Genomic DNA, 20,818 nt, shown 5'->3' on the forward strand with positions numbered 1-20,818 from the left:
GGTCCGTATCTTGTGTACGTGAGAGACTGTATTCGCGCCCTCATGCAAGATGCCCGAAGCAACCGTCCATATCGTCGACGATGATCCAGCGTTGCGCGGCGCCCTCATCCGGTTGTGCCGCTCGGCCGGTCTCGCCGCGGTGGGCTACGGTGATGCGGCCGCCCTCGTGGCGGCTCCGGCCCGGAGCGGCCCCGCCTGCATCCTTCTCGATGTGCGCCTCGCCGACGAGAACGGCCTGAGCGTGCAGGAAGCTTTGCGCGCGGCGGGCAGCACCGTGCCGGTCATCTTCCTGACCGGCTACGGCACCATCCCGATGACGGTGCGGGCCATGCGCGGCGGTGCCGTCGAGTTCCTGACCAAGCCCGTGATGGCCGACGTGCTGCTCGACGCGGTCCAGCGGGCGCTGGCGGCCGACGCGGCCGCCCTTGACGCGCGCCGGACCCGGGACGCGCTGTCGGAGCGCTTCTCATCCCTCACGCCGCGCGAGCAGGCGGTGATGGGTTGCGCCATCGGCGGCCTGATGAACAAGCAGATCGCCGCCGAACTGGGGATCACCGAGATCACCGCGAAGGTCCACAAGCGGCGGGTGATGGAGAAGATGCAGGCCCGCTCGCTAGCGGACCTCGTGCGCATGGCCGATCAGATCGGCTTCGCGGCGACGCGCCAGCGCTGAGGCGGCCGTGCTGAGGCGACTGTCCGGCTTGCGGCGCAGAAGCAAACCACGCCGGTATTCTTCAATCGTGGCCCTTGCGACGGCCGTCACATGCCGATGATCCGTCGCCGCGCGGGGATCGCCCCGCAGGAGAATGTCGAATGAGCTGGCACAGTGCAGACGATCCGATTCCGGGCGACCGCTTCACCTGCGACGCGATCAAGACCCTGATCGTGCCGCGCTCGCGGGATCTCGGCTCCTTCGCGGTGCGGCGCGCCCTGCCGTCGACCGAGTGCCGGATGGTCGGCCCGTTCATCTTCTTCGACCAGATGGGTCCGTCCGAGTTCCTGCTCGGCCAGGGCATGGACGTGCGGCCCCACCCGCATATCGGCCTCTCGACGGTGACCTACCTGTTCGAGGGCGAGATCATGCATCGGGACAGCCTCGGCACCGAATTGCCGATCCGCCCGGGCGAGCTGAACTGGATGACGGCCGGTCGCGGCATCACCCATTCGGAGCGCACCGGCGCGGACCTGCGCCGGACCGGCTCGACCCTGTTCGGCCTCCAGAGCTGGGTGGCACTGAGCGGCAGGGACGAGGAGACCGCGCCCGCCTTCGCGCATTACGAGGCCGAGGCGCTGCCGATCCTCAGCGGCGAGGGCAAGACCGTCCGGTTGATCGCCGGCGAGGCCTTCGGCGCGAAATCCCCGGTGCGGACCTCGAGCCCGATGGTCTATGCCGACGTGATGCTGGAGGCCGGCGCGGTGCTGCCCCTCGACCCGACCTACGACGAGCGCGCGATCTACACGGTCTCGGGCGCCATCGCGATCGCCGGGGACGGGTTCGGCCCGGGCCAGCTCCTGGTGTTCCGGCCGGGCGACCGGATCAGCGTACGGGCGACGGAAGCCTCCCGTTTCATGGTGCTGGGCGGCGAGCCGATGGACGGCCCGCGCCACCTCTGGTGGAACTTCGTCTCTTCGCGACCCGAACGGATCGAGCAGGCCAAGGAGGATTGGCGCCAGGCCCGCTTCGACACCGTGCCGGGCGAGTCCGAGTTCATCCCCCTGCCCGAGCAGCCGGCCCCGGTGCGCTACCCGTGAGCCGGCCTCCCGCGCCTCAGTAGCCGAGGGCGCAGCCGTCCTTGCGCGGGTCGGAGCCGGCGGCGCGGATGCCCGTCTGCGGGTCGATCCAGATGATCTGGCCGCCGCCGATGGGGACCGGGGCCGGCACGGTGACATGGCCGCGGGCCGCCAGCGCCTCGGCGAGCCCGGCCTCGAAGCCGCCCTCCAGCTCGATGCCGCCGCCGTAGGCGAAGCTGCGGGGCGCATCGAGGGCTTCCTGCACGTCGAGGCCCCGGTCGATGATGCCGGTGAGCAGCTCGACATGACCCATGGCCTGGTAGTGCCCGCCCATCACGCCGAAGGGCGCCACCACGGCGCCGTCGCGCATCAGCATGCCGGGGATGATGGTGTGCATCGGGCGCTTGCGCGGCGCGATGGTGTTGGGGTGTCCGGGCTCGACCCGGAACGAGAAGCCGCGATTGTGCAGCAGCACGCCGCTCTCCGGCGCGGTGATGCCGCTGCCGAAGCCCTGGAAGATCGAGTTGATCAGCGAGATCGCGTTGCCGTCGCGGTCGACCACGCAGAGATAGACCGTGTCGGTGTGCCGGATCTCCGGCCACAGCACCGGCTCCTGCGCCCGGGTCATGTCGATGGCGCCATGCGCCCGCGCCTGCCAGGCCTGGGACAGCAGGTGCTCCACCGGCACGGCGTTGACCACGGGATCGGCGAAGAGCGCGTCGCGGTGGTGGTAGGCCTGCTTGCAGGCCTCGGCGAAGAGATGGACCCGGTCGACCTCGGACAGCGCGCCGACGTCGTATTGCGACAGCACGTTCAGCATCATCAGGGCGGCCAACCCCTGGCCGCTCGGAGGACACTCGTAGACGTCGTAGCCGCGGTAGCGGGTCGCGATCGGCGTCACGTATTCGGGGGCGGCGCCGGCGAAATCCTCGAGCGTGTGCAGGCCGCCGAGGGCGCGCAGACGCGCCACCATGTCCTCCGCCACCGGTCCCTCATAGAAGCCGGACGCGCCGTGCTCGGCGATGCGCCGCAGGGTGGCGGCGAGCTTGGGGTGGCGCATGGTGGTGCCGACCTTCGGCGCCTCGCCGTCGATCAGGTAGGCGGCGGCCGAGCCGGGATCGGCCCGCAGCTTGTCGCGGTTGCGGGCCCAGTCATAGGCGACGCGCGGCTGGACCGCGTAGCCCTCCTCGGCGTAGCGGATCGCCGGCTGCAACAGTTCGCTCAAGCTGCGGGTGCCGTGGTCGGCGAGCAGCCGCGCCCAGGCCGCGACAGCGCCCGGCACGGTGACGGCGTGCGGCGAGGTCGCCGTGATGGCGACCTCGTTCGCCACGTACCAGGCATCGTGCGCGGCGGCCGGGCTGCGGCCGGAGCCGTTCAGCGTGATCGGGACGGCCGTCCCCTTCGGCGCGTAGAGCGCGAAGCAATCGCCGCCGATGCCCGTCATGGCTGGCTCGACCACCCCCTGCACCGCCACCGCCGCGATGGCGGCGTCGACGGCGTTGCCGCCGGCCTTCAGGATCTCGATGGCGGCCAGCGAGGCGAGCGGGTGCGAGGTCGCGACCGCGGCCTCCTGGGCATAGACGGGCGAGCGCCCCGGCTTCGAGAAGTCTCTCACGGCGATCGATCCTTGAAGGGTCAGGAATAGCGGGTGTCGGCGACCCAGTGGCCGGGCGCGACCTCGACCAGACCGCCCGTGGCGTTCGGGTCGGCAGGCGGCAGGAGCGAGGCCGCGCGCAGGCGGGCGCGCTCCTCCACCGGGTTCGGCACCGGCACCGCGCTGAGCAGGCGCCGGGTATAGGGGTGGCGCGGGTCCTCGTAGAGGGCGTCGGCCTCGGCCATCTCGACAATGCGGCCGTGCCACAGCACGGCGACGCGCTGGCACAGGTAGCGCACCATGCGCAGGTCGTGGGAGATGAACAGGTACGAGATGCCGAGCTCGTCCTGGAGGTCCTGCAGCAGGTTGACGACCTGGGCCTGGATCGAGACGTCGAGGGCGGCGATCGGCTCGTCGGCGACGATGAAGCTGGGTTTCAGCGCGATGGCGCGGGCGATGCAGATGCGCTGGCGCTGCCCGCCGGAGAACTGGTGCGGGTAGCGCCGGGCGAAGCGCGGATCGAGCCCGACCCGGGCGAGGAGGCCCTCGACCTCGTCGCGGCGCTCGGCCCGTGCCATGGCCGGACGGTGGAGCTTGAACGGCTCGGCCACGTAGTCGCCGATGCTCATGCGCGGGTTGAGCGCGGCGTAAGGGTCCTGGAACACCATCTGGATGCGGGCGCGCATCCGGCGCATCTCGCCGGCGGAGAGCTTGGCCAGATCCGTACCCTCGAAGGCGACGGTGCCGGCGCTCGGCGGATTCAGCATGGTGACGGCGCGGCCGATGGTGGATTTGCCCGAGCCGGATTCGCCGACCAGCCCCAGGGTCTCGCCGGGCCGGATGTCGAAGCTGACATTCTCCACCGCCCGGAACACCGAGCCCTTGCCGCCCCACCAGCTGCGGAGCGGGTAATGCTTGCTGAGATTCCGCACCGAGAGCAGCGGATAGCGATCGACCGGTTCGGGCGTCATCGGGCGGAGCCCTCGGCGGCGAGCAGCGCCGGCAGGTCGTACCAGGCGGCGACGAGGTGGCCGGGCGCAGCCCCCGGCGCCTGGGCGAGCGGGGGCGCCTCGTGCAGACAGCGCGGGGTGGCGTAGGCGTTGCGGGCCGCGAAGGGATCGCCCGTCGGCGGATGGCGCATGTCGGGGGGCGCACCCTCGATCTGGTGCAGGCGCCGGCGTCCGGCCCGGCCGCGCGTGAGGTCCGGCAGCGAGCGCAGGAGTCCCAGCGTATAGGCACTGCGCGGATCGCGAAACATGTCGTCCACGGGGCCGCGCTCGAGGATACGGCCGGCATACATCACCTGAACGGTGTCGGCGATGCCCGCCACCACGCCGAGATCGTGGGTGATCCAGATGATCGCCATGCCGATCTCACGCTTCAGTTCCTGCACCAGGGCGATGATCTCGGCCTGTACGGTGACGTCGAGGGCGGTCGTCGCCTCGTCGGCGATGAGGAGCTTCGGGCGGCACGACAACCCAATGGCGATCATCACCCGCTGGCGCTGGCCGCCGGAGAATTCGTGCGGGTACTGGTCGAGGCGCGCGCCGGCATTCGGGATGCGCACGAGGTCGAGGAGGTCCCGGGCGCGGGCGCGGGCCGCCCGCCCGTCGAGCCCGAGATGGATGCGCAGGGGCTCGATGATCTGCGCCGCCACGGTCATGCCCGGGTTGAGCGAACTCATCGGGTCCTGGAACACGAAGCCGATCTGGCCGCCCCGGACATTTCGCAGGGCCTTCTCCGGAAGACTGAGCAGGTCGCGGCCCTCGAACAGCACCTGCCCGCCGGTGATCCGGCCGGGCGGGCGCGGGATCAGCCCGAGCATGGCCAGCACGTGGACGCTCTTGCCGGACCCGGATTCGCCGACGATGCCGAGGGTCTCGCCTTCCTTGAGCGCGTAGGACACGCCGTTGACCGCGTGGACCGCGCCGCCCTCGCTGTCGAAGGCGACGCCGAGGTCACGCACGTCCAGCAGGGTCTTCGGGCTGTCTTGAACCATCGCCTGCGCCATCGTCAGGTCCTCTGCCTTGGGTCGAGGGCATCGCGCAGGCCGTCGCCCAGGAGGTTGAAGGCCAGCACCGCGAGGAAGATCGAGGCCCCGGGCCAGATCGCCATCCAGGGCGCCTGCTCGAGGAAGTTCTTGGCGACGTTGAGCATCGAGCCCCAGGACGGCTCGGGCGGCTGCTGGCCGAGGCCCAGGAACGACAGGCTGGCCTCGGCGATGATCGCCGCCGCGATGGTCAGGGTCGCCTGGACCAGGATCGCCGGCACGATGTTGGGCACGATGTGGCGGAGCGCGATGCGCCATGGCGGGTTGCCGACGGCGCGGGCCGCCTCCACGAACTCCTCCGCCGCCACGGCCTGCACCTGCGCCCGGGTCAGGCGCACGAAGGTCGAGGTCGCCGACAGGCCGATCGCCACCATGGCGTTGGTCAGGCTCGGGCCGAGGAAGGCCGCGAGCGCGATGGCGAGGATCAGGAACGGGATCGCCAGGAGCGCGTCGGTCAGGCGCATGATCAGCATGTCGACCACGCCGCCGGCATAGCCCGCGATCAACCCGAACGGCAGGCCCAGAGCCACCGCGAGCGCCACCGAGGTCAGGCCCGCCCCGAGCGAGGCGCGCGCCCCGAAGACGATGCGCGACAGCACGTCGTGCCCGACCTCGTCGGTGCCGAACGGATGCGCCCAGCTCGGCGCCGAGCGGATCGCGCCCCAGTCGGTGGCGATGGGATCGTAGGGCGCGACCCAATCGGCGAAGATCGCCATCAGGATCAGCGCCACCACGATGACGAGGCCCACCATGGCGGTGCGACGCGCGGCGAGGCGCGCCCAGAATTCACGGACCGGGCCGGGTTCGGCGCGGAGCACCGGCGCGGATGCCGGCAGGGCGACGCCGGTGGGAGCGAGGGCGGCTTTGGTCATGGGGCCTCCCTGTGGACGCGGTTCCACCGGCCCCCTTTCCGCGATGGCAGCGCGATCGCAGATGCCGCGAGGCTGTCATTCCGGGGCGCCGCAGGCAAGCCCGGACCCGAAGGGGCGCGCCAGCGGCGTGCAATCCAGAGCCGGCACCCGTGTAACGTCCTGCAGAACCTGTGTTTCGGGATCCCGGGCTCCGCTGCGCGGCCCCGGGATGACGCCGTGCGGCATGAGGTCTCCCCGGACGACCTCGCACAGAGGCGATCACGCTGCCCGAAACGGAAGTCACCCGCGTGTGAATGCGAGACATGCCGATGCAGTGGAAAAGCCGCCATGCTCACGCGCGCCTCAGCTTCGGATTGACGAAGGCGGCCAGAAGGTCCGCCGCGAGGTTGAGCAGGACGTAGGTGGTGGCGGTGCAGATCACGACGCCCTGCACGGTGGCGTAGTCGCGGTTGAACACCGCATCGACCATCAGCTTGCCGAAGCCCGGCACCGAGAACACCTGCTCGGTGAGCACCGCGCCGGAGAGGAGCTGCCCGAATTCGAGGGCGCCCAGGGTGATGATCGGGATCGCCGCGTTGGGCAGGGCGTGGCGCAGGATCAGGCGCAGCGGCGAGACGCCCTTGGCCCGGGCGGTGCGGACGTAGTCCGATCCCAGCACCCCGAGCATCGCCGCGCGGGTGTGGCGCATCATCACCGCCGCGATGGCGTTGCCGAGCACGAAGGCCGGCATCGCCATGGCGCGCAGGTTCTCGGACAGGCTCTCGAAGGGCGAGACGTAGCCCGAGGCGGGAAGCCAGCCGAGCTGCACCGAGAACAGCAGGATCATCAGGATGCCGAGCCAGAAATTCGGCACCGACAGACCCCAGAGGGCGATGCCGTTGGCGAGGGTGTCGGCGGCCTGCCCCCGCTTCACCGCCGACAGGATGCCCATCGGCACGCCGATCGCGAGCGCCACCAGCATGGCGAGGCAGGCGAGTTCGAGGGTGACCGGCAGCTTCTCCACGACGAGATCGAGCACCGGCTTCTGCAGGCGGATCGACTCGCCGAGATCGCCCTGCAGCACGCCGCCGGCCCAGAGGGCGTAGCGCACCGGCAGGGGCTGATCGAGGTGGTACTTCTGCCGGATGAAGGCGATGACCTCGGGGTCGCGCTCTTCACCGGACAGGGCCGTCGCGGTGTCGCCCGGCAGCAATTGCTGCAGGGTGAAGATGATCATCGAGGCGATCACCAGGGTGGGGATCGCGAGCGCCAGGCGCTGGACGAGGAAGCGCAGCATCGGCCGGGCCCCCGCCTCAGTTCAGCGTGAGGCCGGTGAAGCGCACGAGGCCGTCGGGATAGGGCGTGAAGCCGGTGAGCTTGGTGCTGTAGGCCCAGAACAGCTTGCGGTGGAACAGGTAGATCAGCGGCCGGTCGGCCATCACCCGGTCGGCGAGGTGCTTCCAGGCCTCGGCGCGCTGGCCGGGATCGACCGTGGCACGCTCGGCGGCGAGGGCGGCGTCCGCTTCCGGGTTGCAGTAGCGGGCGTAGTTCAGCGGCGTCTTGCAGGCGAGGAAGCTGAAGGTGTTGCCGTCCGGATCGGGCCGGCCGCTCCACGAATAGAGGTAGGCGTCGAAATTGCCCTTGTCGGCGGCGTCCAGCGCCGTGGTGAAATCGGTGGCCTGGAGCTTCACGTCGAAGCCGGCCTCGCGGGTCATCGCCTGGATGACCTGGCCCACCTGGGGCGCCTCGTTGTTGGCGTAGACCGTCAGGGTCACGCTCGGCTTCGGCACGCCGGCCTCCGCCAGCAGGGCTTTCGCCTTGGCCACATCCCGCTTGGGGATCGGATAGGCCGGAACGTAGGCCGGGTGCTTGGGCGAAACCCACTGGTTGCCGGGCAGGAACTCGCCGCTGAATACCACCTGGTTGAGGGCGTTGCGGTCGATGGCGAGGTCGAAGGCGGCGCGCACGCGCGGGTCGGCGATGGCCGAGCCGGCCCTGTTCGGGTTGAACACGATGGACTGGAAGCCGAGCTCGATGGTCGAGCCGACCTTGAGCTTCGGGTCGCGGCTCACCTGCGGCAGGTCGGTGGGCGTCAGGCGCTCCAGCAGGTCGAGTTGGCCGGCGCGAAGGTTGGTCAGCCGCACGGTGCCGTCGGGAATCGGCCGGAACTCGATGCGCTGCAGGTGGATCTGGTCCTTGTTCCAGTAATCGGCAAAGCGCTCGACCACGATCCGGTCCTGCGGCACCCGCTCGACGAACTTGAACGGCCCGGCGCAGACCGGCGCCGTCGAGAACTTGTCGCCCAGGCGTTCGGCGGCCTTGGGCGAGACCATCATGCCGGCCCGGTCGGTGAACTGCGCCATCAGGGGCGCGAACGGCGTCTTGAGGAAGATCTTGAAGGTCAGGTCGTCCACGACCTCGACCCGGTCGATCGGCGCGATCTCGCCGCGCCGCTGCGAGCCGGGCAGCTTCATGTGCCGCTCGAGGCTGTACTTCGCCGCGGCCGCGTCGAGCTTCTCGCCGTCATGGAACAGCACCCCCGGCCGCAGGGTCATGGTGAGGGTCTTCTGGTCGTCCGACAGGCTCCAGCCGGTGGCGAGCTGCGGCACCGGCTTCAGGTCGGGGCCGATATCCACGAGCTTGTCGCACAACGCCGCGAAGACCATGCGGCCGGCGAAGGTGCGGGCCAGCGTCGGGTCGAGGGCGTCCGGGTCCTCCATCAGGCCGAAGCGCAGGGTCTGGGCCTGCGACGTCCCGACAAGACCAGGAGACAGCGTGGCAATGCCCGCAACGAGACCGGCAGCGAACAGACGCAGCATCAAGCTTCCTTCAGAACAGGGATCGGTCCGGATCGCAGAGCCGCCGCACGGGAGGGCCGATCGGCGCGAGCCGGGAAGACGTTCGAAAGTGCATACATTATCCGTGCCAGGGGAGCGCTTGGCAACGGCTGGGGCGCCGGGAGGCGGCGTTCGGATGTGGGAGGCGCAAGCAATCAGGGTCGCCTGCCTGAAGCAGCCAAGGCTATTCGTAGCTGTGACGCACCGTCATTCCGAGTCGCCGGAGGCGAGCCCGGGATCCAGAGCCGCCGGACAGCGCCCAACCTCGCGATCCCGATGGATCTGGATCCTGGGCTCCGCTTCGCGGCCCCAGGATGACATTCCGGGTGATGACATTCCGGGTGATGACATTCCGGGTCTTGCCGGAAACTCAAGCGTTCTTCACGCTTCACCACACCGCCACCTGTCCGTCGCGGCGGGGATCGCTGGCGCCGACATAGCCCTCGATGCCGGGGTCGCCCATGCGCCAGATGAACTGGCCGGCGCCGAAATCCTGGTAGCTGTCCTGGATCACGTCGACCCGGTGGCCGCGCGCCTGCAGGCCCTGCAGGGTCGCGGCCGGCATGGTCGATTCCGCGTTGATCTCCAGGCCGGCGTTGAAGCGCCAGCGCGGCGCGTCGCAGGCGGCTTGCGGGTTCTGGTGGTGGTCGATCATCCGCACCAGGGTCTGCAGGTGGCCCTGAGGCTGCATGTTGCCGCCCATCACGCCGAAGCTCATCACCGGGGCGCCGGCTTTCGTGAGGAAGCCCGGGATGATGGTGTGGAAGGGGCGCTTGCCGGGCGCCACCCCGTTCGGGCTGCGCGGGTCGAGCACGAAGCCGTAGCCGCGGTTCTGCAGCGACAGGCCCCATTCGGGCACCACCACGCCGGAGCCGAAGCCCATGAAGTTCGACTGGATGAAGCTCACCATCATGCCGGATTCATCGGCCGCGGTGAGGTAGATGGTGCCGCCACGGACCGGATTGCCGGCGCCGAAATCCTGGGCCCGGCGCGGATCGATCAGCTTGGCGCGCGACGCCAGATAGGCGGGGTCGAGCATCGCCTCCGGGGTCACCTCCATGGTGCGCGCGTCGGCGACGTAGCGGTAGGTATCGGCGAAAGCGAGCTTCATCGCCTCGATCTGGAGGTGCTGCGCCTCGGGTCCGTCCACCGCGAGGCCGGCGAGGTCGAAGGATTCGAGAATGCCGAGGGCGATCTGGGCGGCGATGCCCTGCCCGTTCGGCGGGATCTCGTGCAGGGTGTAGCCGTGATAGTCCTTGGCCGTCGGCGTCACCCATTCGGGCCGGAAGGCAGCGAGATCCGCCACCGTCATGGCGCCGCCATGAGCCGCGGCGTGGCGCGCCATGGCCTCGGCGATCTCGCCCTCGTAGAAGGCGCGCCCCTTCGTCTCGGCGACGGCCCGCAGCGTCCGGGCGATGCCCGGCAGAGTGACGCGCTCGCCCACATGCGGTGCGCGGCCGTGGGGCAGGAAGGTCTCGGCGAAGCCGGGCTGGCTCACGAGATCGGCGACCTTCGCGGCGGCCGCCCATTTCTGCTGCACCACCACCGGGGCCAGATAGCCGCGCTCGGCGATCTCGATGGCGGGCTGGAGCAGGTCCCCGAAGGGCAGCTTTCCGAAGCGCTCGCTCAAGGCGACCCAGGCTGCGACGGCGCCCGGCACCGTGACGGAATCCCAGCCCCGCATCGGCGGCCGCTCGGCCGCCCCGTATTTCCGGGTGAAGTAGTCGGCGGTCCAGGCGGCGGGCGCCCCGCCCGAGGCGTTGAGTCCGTGCAGCGCCTTGCCGTCCCACAGGATGCAGAAGGCATCCGAGCCGAGACCGTTGCTGCACGGCTCGGTGATGGTCTTGGCCGCCGCCGTGGCGATGGCGGCATCGACGGCGTTGCCGCCCTGCCACAGCATGCGGATGCCGGCCTGGGCCGCCAGCGCGTGCGAGGTCGAAACCATGTTGCGGCCGAAGATCGGCATCCGCACGGTGGGATAGCCGGTGGTCCAGTCGAACGGCGTCATCGGGTCGGGGTCTCGCGCATCGGAGGGTGTCCGCTGAGTGTGGAGACAAACGCCGGGGCCGCCAAGTCGCCAAATCGGCGTGCAAGTCGAAGAATGGGCGAAGGGACGGAGCAGCAAGGTGAGGGAGCCGCCCCGGCCGGTCGCCCTCAGCGTTCCGTCGCCCGTTCCGGCATCAGGCGGTTGATGACGCTGTAGTTGATCGCCGTCCAGAACTCGGACGTCTCCGGATCGGCGATCGCGTTCTCCGCCGCCTCGATCACGGCATGGTCGGCCGTCACCAGGAAGTCTTCGACGTCGTTCAGCGAATCGAAGGACAGGACCGAGATACCGTCGATCTTCGAGCCCTCGGGATCGGCCCGGGTCGCGCCGAACGGATGGAGCTGGGCGTAGCGGCGGACATACTGCGCGGTCGCGCCCTGCGCGCGGACGAGGTCGGCCTGCGCGTGCAGCCACGCCTCCTGGAACGCGGCGCGCGACAGGTGCGGCCGGCGCCGGTGGATCTTCACCAAGCTGACGGGATCGCGGTGACGCGCGCTCGGGATCAGGATGTATTCCCGCGCCACTTCGCGGGTCACCATGCGGAAGGCGGTCCGCTCGTCGGCGACGATGCGCTCGGCATATTGCTCTTGGTCGAGCACGGCCGCGATGTCGTCCTCGTCCGCGTAGGCGATGTAGGCGAAGCCGTCGAAGCTCGGGCGCCGGTAGGCCGGGACCCGCGCCGCCGGATCGGGCACCAGCTTGCCCGCTCCGTCCACCATCGCTCGGTAGGGTGGCCGGAAGCCGGAGGACGGCCCCGAGGCGACGCGGTGGACCTGATCGTAGCGCACCACCCGGTCGTTCCGCGTTCCGGGCTCCGCATAGGCGAATTTCGGCCCGTGCACCTTGCGCCAGTATTCGTCCCAATGCTCGAAGGCGAGGTTGGGGTCGGGCTCCAGCGCCACCGCCTCGGGATGGCGCGCGGGCCGCATCACGGGCCGGCCGTCGCGGCCGACATTCGCGCCGTCGTCGCGCGGGCGCCGGGATGGCGAGGTGTCGTCGCTGCGCGAGACGAAGGTCGGCGTCACGATCAGCGGCTTGGTGGTGGAGCGGACCGCCTCCCCGTGGGGCGGCCGCTGCAGCATGTCCGAGCGGGCGAGGTCGGGGGTTCCGGCGGGATCGGTCATCGGGGCTCCTGGGTGCGGACGGGACGGCGTCGGGATCACGGGATCACCCGCTCCGCCCGCAGGCGCGCGAACAGGTCGAAGAAGGCCTCGTCGGTGGCCTGATAATCGAGGAAGCCGAGGCGCCGGCTCTTGCTCATGTCGGTGACGACTTCGATCGGCCGCCCGAGATCGGCGTCGGTGTGCCAAGCCGAGGCGAGGCGGCCGAGATCGGCCTCCTTGAGGCCGTGGCGGGCGGCAAGCTCGGCCCAGAGCGGGGCGGCCCCGTCCATCTGCTGCTCCAGGGGCAGGACTTCGCCGTCGAAGGGCGCCGGCGCCACGCCGAACCACTCAGCGATCCGGCCCCACATCCAGCTCCAGCGGAAGACGTCGCCGTCGACGATGTTGAAGGCTTCGTTGCGCGCCGCCGGCGTGGTCGCGGCCCAGGCGAGCTGGCGCGCCAGGATGCGGGCGTCGGTCATGTCGGTCAGCCCGTTCCACTGCGCCGCCGAGCCTGGGAAGCGGAACGGCCGCCCGGTCTCGCGGCACAGGGTGGCGTAGACGGCCAGCGTCACGCCCATGTTCATGGCGTTGCCCAGCGCATAGCCGATGATGGTGTGCGGCCGGTGCACGCTCCAGCCGAAGCCGTCCCGCTCGGCGGCGGCGAAGACCTCGTCCTCCTGCGCGTAGTAGAAGTTCTCGACGTCGAGGCGGCCCTGATCCTCGCGAAACGGCGTCGCCGGCAGGGTGCCCTTCCCGTAGGCCTCGAACGGCCCGAGATAGTGCTTGAGGCCCGTGACCAGGGCGACGTGCTCGACGCCGCCATTCGGCCGGAGGGCGTCGAGGAGGTTGCGCACCATCGCGCCGTTGACGCGGATGTTCTCCGCCTCCGTCGCCTGGCGCAGCCACGTGGTGATGAAGACGTGGGTCGGACGGACCTGCGCCAGGGCGCCCTTCAGGCTGTCCGGTTCGAGAAGGTCGGCCTGGACCGGGGTGACACCCGGCAGGTCGGTGGGCGGCTTGCGCGCGAGGCCGGCGACGGACCAGCCCTCCGCAACGAGATGATGCGCGAGATTGTTGCCGACGATGCCGCTGACACCGGCGATGAGGGCCGTCCTGCTCATGATGGGTCTCCGTTTTGCGTCGAAAGGGACCTATGGAGCGGGTCCGGCCCCGACCAGACGGCACCGTTTGGGGTCATAGGCACGAGAAGGTAACCAGCATGGAGCGGGGAAGTGCGGACGAGGCATGGCGCGAGGACTGCGCCCCGCGCCGGGTGCTCGACCTGTTCGCCACCAAATGGACCAGCATGGTGCTGCACACGCTCCAGGCCCGCCACGGCGGGGCGGCGCGCACCGGCGTGCTCCAGCGCAGCCTGCCGGGCATCTCGAAGAAGATGCTGACCCAGACCCTGCGCGACATGGAGGCGAGCGGCCTCCTCACGCGCCATGTGGCCGGCACGGTGCCGCCCGCCGTGGAGTATCGCCTGACCGCGCTCGGCCACCGCTTCGTCGAGCCGGTCGAACTCCTCTACGCCTGGGGCCGCACCAATGCCGACGCCCTCGACGCCCTCAAACCCCGGCCGACCTCCCGGCGCTGATTGCGTGCCGAACCCAATTCAACAAACCTCCTGCATACGCGGGCGTTATCGAGCGGGAACGGGTGGAGACGGACGATCATGGCGGCACGACCCAAAGTGGCCTTCCTCGGAACGGGCGGGACGATCTCGTCGCTCGGGTGGGATTCCCTCGACGTCCTCGACTACACCGCCACCGGACAGCGCCTGGACGCCGAGGCGATCCTCGCGCGGGTGCCCGAGGCCCGGACCATCGCCGACATCGTGGCCGTGCCGTTCCGTGCAGTTCCGAGTCCGGCGATCGGGTTCGCCGAGTGGCGCGCCTTGGCCAATCTCTGCGCGGAGCTGGCCGGGGCGCATCTCGACCTCGCCGGGATCGTGATCGGGCACGGTACCGCCACCCTGGAGGAGACCGCCTATGCGCTCAGCCTCACCCTCGCGGTCGATTGCCCCGTGGTGATGGTGGGCGCCCAGCGCCCGATCAGCGCCCTGTCGAGCGATGCCGGCCTCAACCTCGTGGCGGCCCTGCGTACCGCCGCCGACCCGGCCTCGCGCGGACGCGGCGTTCTGGTGGTGCTCAACGACGAGATCCAGGCGGCCCGGGAGGTGACGAAAACCTCGGTCGGCCGGCTCCAGACCTTCCGGACACCGGATTTCGGCGTGCTCGGTCAGGTCGACGGCCCGGCGGTGCGCTACTACCGACGCGCGGAGCGTCGGCACGGTCCCGGCACGCCCTTCGACATTCGCGCCCTGCCCGCCCTGCCCCGGGTCGACGTGTCTTACGCCTATGCGGATGCGGACGGCACGGCCGTGCGCGCCTTCGTGGCGGCCGGCGCGCAGGGCCTCGTCTCGGCCGGCCTCGCGCCCGGCATGACCCCGCCGGGCGAGGCCGACGCGCTCGCGGCCGCCGTCGCGGCGGGCGTGATCGTCGTCCAGTCGACCCGGGCCGGCAGCGGCGTGGTGCCCGCCACCACGCGGTTGCGGGAGCGCGGAATCCTCAGCGCCGACAACCTGACGCCCCAGAAGGCGCGCATCCTGCTGGCCCTCGCGCTGACCGTCAGCCGCGACCCGGCGGACGTCGCCGAGATGTTCGCGACCTACTGAGGAATGCGGCACCCGAAGGGTTCACCGGGACGTCTCCACGCGAATATTGCGACCTTTCCGGCTCTCGGCCGTTGATGGGACAGACCGGACCGGTCGCCTAAAGCGCGATCGGCCCCTCACGCACCATCACGAGGAACCGCTTCATGAAGTCATTCGTCATTGCCACCGCCCTCCTTCTCAGCCCCGTCGCGCTGTCGGCCACGGCCCAGGCCCAGGGCACCATCCGCGGCGCCGAACGCGGCGTCGAGGACGGTAACCGCGCGGCCGGCCCGATCGGCGGTGTGGTGGGCGGCGCCGTCGGTGCAGCCACCGGCACGGTCGGGGGCGTCCTCGGCGTCGATCCGGATCGCCGCGAGGACCGGATGGAGCGCCGCGAGGAGCGCACCACGATCACCCGCGAGCGTCGCGACCGCTAGAAACCAACGGCCTCGGCCCCCGAGCGGGGCTGGGGCTCCGGCCTGTTCCTTGCTCGCCGCCCCCTATGATGCCTGAGGCCGATTCCCACGCGCACCTGCTGGCCGTGGCGCAGCGGTTGTCGACGCCGCTCTACGCGGCCCTCGCCGGCTTGGGTCCGGTCGCGATCACGCCCCCGACACACGCGCGGGTCGCCGATCGGCTCGCCCTCGAAGTGGTGAACCAGCAGCTCTCGACCAAGGCGGCGGCCGCGATCTGGTCCCGGGTCGAGGCCGCATCCGCCGCCCAGGGCCTCGCCCCGCGCGACCTCTTCGTTTCCGAGCACACCGAGACGCTGCGCAGTTGCGGCCTCTCCGCCGCCAAGGTCCGGGCCGTCCAGGCGATCAGGCTGGCGGACGAGGCGGGCCTGTTCGGCCCCTCGCTCGCCACCCTGCCCCACCCGGAACGGTCCGCGATCCTGCGCAGCATCAAGGGCGTCGGACAATGGACCGCCGACATGATCGGCATCTTCCACTACGGCGACCCGGACATCTGGCCGGCCGGCGACGTTGCCGCCGTGGGGTGCCTCCGGCGCCTGACCGACGGCACCGCTACCCAAGCCTTCGATACCCGGGCCTTCACGGCCCCCTTCGCCCCCTACCGGTCCCATCTCGCTGTGTCGCTGTGGCGGCTCCGGGATGGAGTGCCGGCCCCGACCGTCGCGGTCTGATCAGCGCCGATCCGACGCCGTCAGCGGCGGCGTGCTGGCCGGGGCCCGGCGCAGCTTCGTCGCCTGCTCGAAGGCGTAGGCGAGGCCGAGCAGCTTCGCCTCGCTCCAGGGCCGCCCGAGCAGATCCATGCCGATCGGAACGCCGTCCGGCGCCGTCGCGCTCGCGGCCGAGAACCCGGCCGGCACGTCGATGGCCGGAAAGCCCGTCAGCCCGGCGACGATGCCGTTGCGGTCGGCCTGATTCAGTTCGCCGATCGGCACCACCAGCCGCTTCTGCAGCGGATAGACCAGGGCGTCGAGGGTCTGGGCCTCGAACACCGCTGCCACATGCGCCTTGAAGGCGGCGATCCGTCCGAGCCGCGCCGCGTATTCGGGATCGGCCATTCCGTCCGCCCGCGCCTCCGCGCCGGTCAGGAACTTTTCGAGTGCGGCGCGATGGAATTGGCCCGAGGCGAGAATGCCGGCCAGATTCGTCTGCGGCGCATTCGGGATGGTGGCGAGGTAGGCGTTCATCAGAGCCTTGAACTCGTAGGTCTGGACGTCGTCGTCGCGGTTCAGCGCATCGGCCTCGAAGGCGGGATCGTCGACGGTCACCAGGGTGGCGCCGGCCGCCGCGAGGGCATCGAGCCCCTGGCGCATGACGCGATTGACCTCGGCGTGCTCGGGCTTCGTGCCGAACAGGGCGGTGACGACCCCGAGGCGCGCGCCCTTCAGGGCATCGGGCTTGAGCGCATCGGCATAGCGCTCCGGAACCCGGCCGGCCGCCGCCGCGGTGAGCGGATCGGCCGGATCGACGCCCGCCATGGCCTGCAGCAGCGCCGCCGCGTCCGCGACCGTGCGGGTGATCGGCCCGATCGCATCCTGCGTCTTCGAGACCGGCATGATGCCCGCGAGGCTGATCAGTCCTTGCGTGACGCGCAGGCCCACCAGGTTGTTGGCCGAGGCCGGCGAGCGGATCGAGTTGACCGTGTCGCTGCCGAGGCCCCCGAGGGCGAAATCGGCCGCGATGCCGGCGCCGACGCCCCCGCTCGAGCCGCCGGGGGTCCGGGTCAGGTCGTAGGGGTTTCGCACTTGGCCGCCCAGCGAACTGACCGAGACGCCCCCGAGGGCGAATTCCTGCATGTTCGCCTTGGCGAGCACGATGGCGCCGGCCGCGCGCAGCCGGGCGACGGCGGTCGCGTCCCGCGCCGGTTGCGCCCCCTCCAAGGATGCCGAGCCGCCGGTCGTCGGCACCTCCGCGGTGTTGTAATTGTCCTTGAGCAGCAGGGGCACGCAGCCGAGAGGCTTGGAGGCGCCGGCAGCCCCGACAGCGCGGTCGGCGTCGTAGGCCTGCGCCTGCGCCAGGGCGTTCGGGTTCACCGCCCGGATCGCGCGCAGAGCCGGCCCGGCCTGATCGTAGGCGGCGATGCGGTCGAGATAGGCCTGGACCAGGCCCACGCAGGTGATCCGCCCGGAGGCCAGCGCCTGCCGCACCTCGGCGATGGAGGCCTCTTCGACGGCGAACGCCCCAGGCGGTCCGCCCTGCGCCGCGGCCGGCGAGGCCGGCAGAGCCAGGCAGATCGCGACGGCGATCGGCAGTCTCCGAGGGGACGAGAGCCTGAAGACCGAGGAGAATCGGGAGATGGGAGAAAATCCGGAGATGGAAGAAAATCCGGAGATGGAAGAAAATCGGGAGACGGACGAAGAAATGGACATGTATCCCTGACGGTCAGATTGCGACGCGTGCCATGAGGCATGCATCATACCAGCTTCCTCGCCGCGCCAAGCCGCCCGTAAAGATGCCGCCCGTAAAGATGCCGCCCGGAAAGATGCCGCCCGTGAAGATGCCTCCCGAGAGAAGCCCCCGGCCATGACGTCTCCCCTGGTCCTCGTCACCAGCCTGCCCCCGGACGAGAACGCAGCCTGGCGCGACTGCCTCGCCCGGGCCATGCCGGCGGAGCGCATCCTCGAGCCCGAAGCGATCTCCGATGCGGGCGCGGTGGAGATCGCCATCGTGGCGAACCCGGTGCCCGGATGGGCCTGCGCCTTCCCGCATCTGCGCTGGGTCCAGAGCCTGTGGGCCGGTGTCGACCGCCTGCTCCGCGATCCCGCCCTGCCCGACGTGCCGGTCCGGCGCCTCGTCGATCCGACCCTGGCACGCGCCATGGCGGAGGCGGTGGCGGCGGCCGTGCTGTCTTGGCATCGGGATTTTCCCCGCTACGCGGCCCAGCAGCGCGCCGGACTCTGGCGCCAGCACCCGGTTCGACCGGCCAGCGCCCGGCGGGTGACGATCCTGGGCCTGGGCGAGATGGGCCGGGCCTCGGCCGAATTGCTCCGAGCGATCGGCTTCCCGGTCCAGGGCTGGAGCCGGTCGGGCCGGCCCGCCGGTGCGATCCCGGTCTCATCCGGCCCGGAGGGATGGGCCGCGTGCCTCGCGGAGGCCGACATCCTGGTCAACCTCCTGCCCCTGACGCCCGAGACCCACGGCCTCCTCGATCGGTCCGCCTTCGCGTGCCTGCCCGAGGGGGCGGCCCTGGTGAATTTCGGGCGCGGCGCGCACGTGGTCGAGGACGACCTGATCGCCGCCCTGGCGACGGGCCCCCTCGCGCATGCGATCCTCGACGTGTTCCCGGAGGAGCCGCTGGCCGAGACCCATCGCCTGTGGTCGCAGCCCGGCGTCACGATCCTGCCCCATGTCGCCGCTCCGACCAGCCTGGACTCCGCCGCCGCCATCGTCGCCGAAACGGTCGCCGCATTCCGCCGGACCGGACAGGTGCCGGTGGGGATCGACCGCGGGCGCGGATACTGAAACCGCGCCGTCGCAAACCTCGGGGCGGCGATCGGCGCGCCCAGACGTCTTCGTTTGTCTTGTCGGGATGACCGGTTTCCACGGATCCCCGACAAACTCCGGCGCTTCCTCTAACGCTTCTTGCCGAGTTCGGCCGCGATGTCCTTGGTCATCCGCCCGACCTTGCGGTGCGCCGCCGTGATCTGGTCCTGGGTGACGCCCCAGCGCTTCATCCAGAAATCCACGGCCTTCCGCTCGGAGAGGTCCAGGCGCTCCTTGTCGATGAAGCCGCGCTTGTCCTTGAGGCCAGCCATGATTGCTCCTGTGGGGCGGAGAATGCTCCTGTGAGATCGGACCCGTGTCGGCCCGCGAGGGCGCGCGGTCAAGCGGTCCCGAAGGCGCGCGGCGCGCCCGCCGGCCCGGCCGGCGGGGCGATGCCCTGCGGGCGAAGACTCCGCGAATCCGAACGAAGCCGCCGGGTTCGTGCCCGACGGCTTCGGGCTCGGTGCGCCCCGCCCGTCTCTCCGCCTACCAGCGGCCGTCGCCATGCGGTCGGTCGCAATCCCGGCCGAAGCCATATCCCTCGGAACGGTATCCATACCCCGCGCGGCGATAGCCGTACCCCTCGGGGCGGTCGTACCCCTCGAATCGATCGTGATCGAAGCGCGCGCGACGCGGATACCGGTAGACCGGCGCGTCGGCGAAGTCGTCTTGCGGGACCACCCGGGCGGGGCGATAGCGGACCACCGGGGGTACGGCGTCGTCATATCCGTAGACCGGCGCGGGACGGGCATAGCCATAGCCGTCAACCGGGGCCGCCTGCGAGACGGCGGCCCCCAGGAGGGCGCCGGCGGCGAGCCCCCCGATGAGGCCGGCCGCGACGGCACCCCCACCGCCCCGGGCCTCAGCCTTCGGCGCTCCGAGGGCGCCGGCGGCAACGAGCGCCGCGGCCGTCAACGCTGCAAACCTGTTCATCGCCGAACCCCTGATGCTTCGCCCAAAGCCGCGCCGAGACCCGCGCCAAAACCGGCCTGCGGCCCAGCCGGGGATGTCCCGGCCGTGAGGAAGACATTGGCAGATCCACGCTGCATCGCGGCTGAAGCGCCCCGGCAGCATCCGTTCAGGTTCGGGCGGGCGGTGGCGATGGCGCGGAGCACCGCGCAGGCGGACGGGACTCCGCCCTGGCGCGGGGGACGAGACCGAATTCGGACGCCGTCAGTGGAGCGTGCCGCCCCCTCGCTCGGGTTCGGGGACCGGCTGCTCGATGAGCGCCTCGCTCAGGGGAAATTCAAGGATGATCTCCCGCGCTTCGTCCTCCACGAACAGGACGGCGGTGAGGAGCGCGGGGTCGCTGTCGGCGCCCTGAAGCAGTTGCCGGGCGAGAATCCGGGCGGCGTCCCAAGCGGCATCGGCGCTCGCCAGCTCTCGGCCGTCCGGGTCCACCACCACGTCGTCCCCGATATGTGTGTGGAAGAAGTAGCGTTGCATGCGAAGCCCGTCCCTTGCCCGTCGCGAGACCATCCGGGTGGCCCGCCTCCGCAACCGAGATGGGGATGGGCACGGCCGAACCCCAGCCTTCGGCCCAGCCGTGCTTGTCCGGTCCGCTGAATCGTCAGCGCGTGGGGGCGCTGGTCCCCTTGCCGGCCGCGCCCGGTGACGCTCCCGAGCCTGCATCGTTGGCCCCGGTGCTGTTGGCCGTGCCCGAGCGGCTCTTGTCGCCGGTCGAAGGGCCGCTTCCCGCCGCACCGGGCGAGGCGCCGGCGCCGGCGTCGTTCGGGCCGGTGCTGTTGAGGGTGCCCGACCTGGTGGTCCCGGAGCCCCCTTCGGCGGCGATGGCCCCCGAGGACAGGACAAGCGTGGTGGCGAGCGCAAGCGCGACGGCCTTCATGGTCTCTCTCCCTGATGTTTGGCGTGAAGCACGCCCAGGGTAACGCCCGGCCCAGCTGCGATGTTCTGGCACCGCCCCCACTGCGCCGAGGCCCCATGGCCGCGCATCACCCGGGTCGATGCCCCGAGGTGCCGAACGCGGCCCTGCCGC

General features: G+C 70.8%; 22 protein-coding genes. 8 read left to right on the top strand and 14 right to left on the bottom strand.

Translation table 11 applies throughout. From position 1 onward, the window contains the following. Positions 1-49: 49 nt before the first annotated feature. Both ACV7NL_RS01195 and ACV7NL_RS01200 read left to right on the top strand, forming a co-directional pair. A complete protein-coding gene (locus tag ACV7NL_RS01195) occupies positions 50-673 on the top strand; it encodes a response regulator transcription factor (RefSeq protein WP_463354698.1) in 624 nt (207 codons plus the stop codon). A gap of 140 nt (positions 674-813) precedes the next feature. Further along, positions 814-1,752 (top strand): pirin family protein, encoded by a 939-nt coding sequence (locus tag ACV7NL_RS01200; protein ID WP_056182149.1) that lies wholly within the window; start codon positions 814-816, stop codon positions 1,750-1,752. A 16-nt stretch (positions 1,753-1,768) separates the two neighbouring features. On the opposite strand, the gene ggt is transcribed toward ACV7NL_RS01200, so the two are convergent. The 9 genes from ggt to ACV7NL_RS01245 all read right to left on the bottom strand — a co-directional run bounded on the left by ggt (position 1,769) and on the right by ACV7NL_RS01245 (position 13,334). Further along, entirely contained in the window at positions 1,769-3,346 is a 1,578-nt protein-coding gene (gene ggt / locus ACV7NL_RS01205; protein ID WP_463354699.1) for a gamma-glutamyltransferase, read from the bottom strand. A gap of 20 nt (positions 3,347-3,366) precedes the next feature. Then, on the bottom strand, positions 3,367-4,296 hold the full coding sequence (locus tag ACV7NL_RS01210) for an ABC transporter ATP-binding protein (protein ID WP_056484751.1): 930 nt from the start codon (positions 4,294-4,296) through the stop codon (positions 3,367-3,369). Further along, positions 4,293-5,336 (bottom strand): ABC transporter ATP-binding protein, encoded by a 1,044-nt coding sequence (locus ACV7NL_RS01215; protein ID WP_463354700.1) that lies wholly within the window; start codon positions 5,334-5,336, stop codon positions 4,293-4,295. The genes ACV7NL_RS01210 and ACV7NL_RS01215 overlap by 4 nt, the downstream gene beginning before the upstream one ends. 2 nt (positions 5,337-5,338) lie before the next feature. After that, positions 5,339-6,247: an ABC transporter permease gene (locus ACV7NL_RS01220; protein ID WP_056182138.1), complete on the bottom strand. Its 909-nt coding sequence runs from the start codon at positions 6,245-6,247 to the stop codon at positions 5,339-5,341. Between the two features lie 331 nt (positions 6,248-6,578). Next, positions 6,579-7,523, bottom strand: coding sequence for an ABC transporter permease (locus tag ACV7NL_RS01225; RefSeq protein WP_056484755.1), 945 nt, complete (start codon positions 7,521-7,523; stop codon positions 6,579-6,581). A gap of 16 nt (positions 7,524-7,539) precedes the next feature. Next, positions 7,540-9,045 (bottom strand): ABC transporter substrate-binding protein, encoded by a 1,506-nt coding sequence (locus ACV7NL_RS01230; protein ID WP_056484757.1) that lies wholly within the window; start codon positions 9,043-9,045, stop codon positions 7,540-7,542. Positions 9,046-9,451: 406 nt separating this feature from the next. Further along, the gene (locus ACV7NL_RS01235) at positions 9,452-11,071 is read right to left on the bottom strand and encodes a gamma-glutamyltransferase family protein (protein ID WP_463354701.1); all 1,620 of its coding nucleotides are present in this window, start codon (positions 11,069-11,071) and stop codon (positions 9,452-9,454) included. Positions 11,072-11,217: 146 nt separating this feature from the next. Next, the gene (locus ACV7NL_RS01240) at positions 11,218-12,234 is read right to left on the bottom strand and encodes an EthD domain-containing protein (RefSeq protein ID WP_463354702.1); all 1,017 of its coding nucleotides are present in this window, start codon (positions 12,232-12,234) and stop codon (positions 11,218-11,220) included. A gap of 35 nt (positions 12,235-12,269) precedes the next feature. After that, positions 12,270-13,334: an SDR family oxidoreductase gene (locus tag ACV7NL_RS01245; protein ID WP_056182122.1), complete on the bottom strand. Its 1,065-nt coding sequence runs from the start codon at positions 13,332-13,334 to the stop codon at positions 12,270-12,272. Between the two features lie 98 nt (positions 13,335-13,432). On the opposite strand from ACV7NL_RS01245, the gene ACV7NL_RS01250 reads away from it, so the two are divergent. The 4 genes from ACV7NL_RS01250 (at position 13,433) to ACV7NL_RS01265 (ending at position 16,013) form a co-directional block, all read left to right on the top strand. Continuing rightward, on the top strand, positions 13,433-13,810 hold the full coding sequence (locus tag ACV7NL_RS01250; protein ID WP_056182119.1) for a winged helix-turn-helix transcriptional regulator: 378 nt from the start codon (positions 13,433-13,435) through the stop codon (positions 13,808-13,810). Positions 13,811-13,888: 78 nt separating this feature from the next. Beyond that, positions 13,889-14,890, top strand: a complete 1,002-nt coding sequence (locus ACV7NL_RS01255; RefSeq protein ID WP_463354703.1) for an asparaginase — start codon at positions 13,889-13,891, stop codon at positions 14,888-14,890. 143 nt (positions 14,891-15,033) lie between these two features. Beyond that, positions 15,034-15,306: a hypothetical protein gene (locus tag ACV7NL_RS01260; protein ID WP_056182116.1), complete on the top strand. Its 273-nt coding sequence runs from the start codon at positions 15,034-15,036 to the stop codon at positions 15,304-15,306. A gap of 65 nt (positions 15,307-15,371) precedes the next feature. Beyond that, a complete protein-coding gene (locus ACV7NL_RS01265; protein ID WP_463354704.1) occupies positions 15,372-16,013 on the top strand; it encodes a DNA-3-methyladenine glycosylase family protein in 642 nt (213 codons plus the stop codon). Here the strand turns inward: ACV7NL_RS01265 and ACV7NL_RS01270 are convergent, their stop codons facing one another. Next, complete coding sequence (locus tag ACV7NL_RS01270) at positions 16,014-17,450, bottom strand: amidase family protein (RefSeq protein ID WP_463354705.1); 1,437 nt, start codon at positions 17,448-17,450, stop codon at positions 16,014-16,016. Positions 17,451-17,454: 4 nt separating this feature from the next. On the opposite strand from ACV7NL_RS01270, the gene ACV7NL_RS01275 reads away from it, so the two are divergent. Further along, on the top strand, positions 17,455-17,718 hold the full coding sequence (locus ACV7NL_RS01275; protein ID WP_463354706.1) for a hypothetical protein: 264 nt from the start codon (positions 17,455-17,457) through the stop codon (positions 17,716-17,718). Between the two features lie 144 nt (positions 17,719-17,862). Continuing rightward, entirely contained in the window at positions 17,863-18,801 is a 939-nt protein-coding gene (locus ACV7NL_RS01280) for a 2-hydroxyacid dehydrogenase (RefSeq protein ID WP_463354707.1), read from the top strand. A 110-nt stretch (positions 18,802-18,911) separates the two neighbouring features. Here the strand turns inward: ACV7NL_RS01280 and ACV7NL_RS01285 are convergent, their stop codons facing one another. From ACV7NL_RS01285 to ACV7NL_RS01300, 4 genes are all read right to left on the bottom strand, one after another. Then, on the bottom strand, positions 18,912-19,094 hold the full coding sequence (locus tag ACV7NL_RS01285; protein WP_463354708.1) for a DUF3606 domain-containing protein: 183 nt from the start codon (positions 19,092-19,094) through the stop codon (positions 18,912-18,914). 214 nt (positions 19,095-19,308) lie between these two features. Then, positions 19,309-19,755: a hypothetical protein gene (locus ACV7NL_RS01290; RefSeq protein WP_463354709.1), complete on the bottom strand. Its 447-nt coding sequence runs from the start codon at positions 19,753-19,755 to the stop codon at positions 19,309-19,311. Between the two features lie 240 nt (positions 19,756-19,995). After that, a complete protein-coding gene (locus tag ACV7NL_RS01295; protein ID WP_056182106.1) occupies positions 19,996-20,268 on the bottom strand; it encodes a DUF6894 family protein in 273 nt (90 codons plus the stop codon). Between the two features lie 124 nt (positions 20,269-20,392). Beyond that, positions 20,393-20,668, bottom strand: a complete 276-nt coding sequence (locus ACV7NL_RS01300) for a hypothetical protein (RefSeq protein WP_056182102.1) — start codon at positions 20,666-20,668, stop codon at positions 20,393-20,395. Positions 20,669-20,818 lie beyond the last annotated feature (150 nt).

The organism is Methylobacterium sp. Ger2507 (assembly GCF_055231875.1).

What these genes read in the sequence shown, in the direction of transcription:
- ACV7NL_RS01195 (WP_463354698.1), top strand. Translation starts at nt 50, where the DNA reads ATGCCCGAAGCAACCGTCCATATCGTCGACGATGATCCAGCGTTGCGC.
- ACV7NL_RS01200 (WP_056182149.1), top strand. Translation starts at nt 814, where the DNA reads ATGAGCTGGCACAGTGCAGACGATCCGATTCCGGGCGACCGCTTCACC.
- ACV7NL_RS01210 (WP_056484751.1), bottom strand. Translation starts at nt 4,296, where the DNA reads ATGACGCCCGAACCGGTCGATCGCTATCCGCTGCTCTCGGTGCGGAAT.
- ACV7NL_RS01215 (WP_463354700.1), bottom strand. Translation starts at nt 5,336, where the DNA reads ATGGCGCAGGCGATGGTTCAAGACAGCCCGAAGACCCTGCTGGACGTG.
- ACV7NL_RS01220 (WP_056182138.1), bottom strand. Translation starts at nt 6,247, where the DNA reads ATGACCAAAGCCGCCCTCGCTCCCACCGGCGTCGCCCTGCCGGCATCC.
- ACV7NL_RS01225 (WP_056484755.1), bottom strand. Translation starts at nt 7,523, where the DNA reads ATGCTGCGCTTCCTCGTCCAGCGCCTGGCGCTCGCGATCCCCACCCTG.
- ACV7NL_RS01230 (WP_056484757.1), bottom strand. Translation starts at nt 9,045, where the DNA reads ATGCTGCGTCTGTTCGCTGCCGGTCTCGTTGCGGGCATTGCCACGCTG.
- ACV7NL_RS01235 (WP_463354701.1), bottom strand. Translation starts at nt 11,071, where the DNA reads ATGACGCCGTTCGACTGGACCACCGGCTATCCCACCGTGCGGATGCCG.
- ACV7NL_RS01240 (WP_463354702.1), bottom strand. Translation starts at nt 12,234, where the DNA reads ATGACCGATCCCGCCGGAACCCCCGACCTCGCCCGCTCGGACATGCTG.
- ACV7NL_RS01245 (WP_056182122.1), bottom strand. Translation starts at nt 13,334, where the DNA reads ATGAGCAGGACGGCCCTCATCGCCGGTGTCAGCGGCATCGTCGGCAAC.
- ACV7NL_RS01250 (WP_056182119.1), top strand. Translation starts at nt 13,433, where the DNA reads ATGGAGCGGGGAAGTGCGGACGAGGCATGGCGCGAGGACTGCGCCCCG.
- ACV7NL_RS01255 (WP_463354703.1), top strand. Translation starts at nt 13,889, where the DNA reads ATGGCGGCACGACCCAAAGTGGCCTTCCTCGGAACGGGCGGGACGATC.
- ACV7NL_RS01260 (WP_056182116.1), top strand. Translation starts at nt 15,034, where the DNA reads ATGAAGTCATTCGTCATTGCCACCGCCCTCCTTCTCAGCCCCGTCGCG.
- ACV7NL_RS01265 (WP_463354704.1), top strand. Translation starts at nt 15,372, where the DNA reads ATGATGCCTGAGGCCGATTCCCACGCGCACCTGCTGGCCGTGGCGCAG.
- ACV7NL_RS01280 (WP_463354707.1), top strand. Translation starts at nt 17,863, where the DNA reads ATGACGTCTCCCCTGGTCCTCGTCACCAGCCTGCCCCCGGACGAGAAC.
- ACV7NL_RS01285 (WP_463354708.1), bottom strand. Translation starts at nt 19,094, where the DNA reads ATGGCTGGCCTCAAGGACAAGCGCGGCTTCATCGACAAGGAGCGCCTG.
- ACV7NL_RS01290 (WP_463354709.1), bottom strand. Translation starts at nt 19,755, where the DNA reads ATGAACAGGTTTGCAGCGTTGACGGCCGCGGCGCTCGTTGCCGCCGGC.
- ACV7NL_RS01295 (WP_056182106.1), bottom strand. Translation starts at nt 20,268, where the DNA reads ATGCAACGCTACTTCTTCCACACACATATCGGGGACGACGTGGTGGTG.
- ACV7NL_RS01300 (WP_056182102.1), bottom strand. Translation starts at nt 20,668, where the DNA reads ATGAAGGCCGTCGCGCTTGCGCTCGCCACCACGCTTGTCCTGTCCTCG.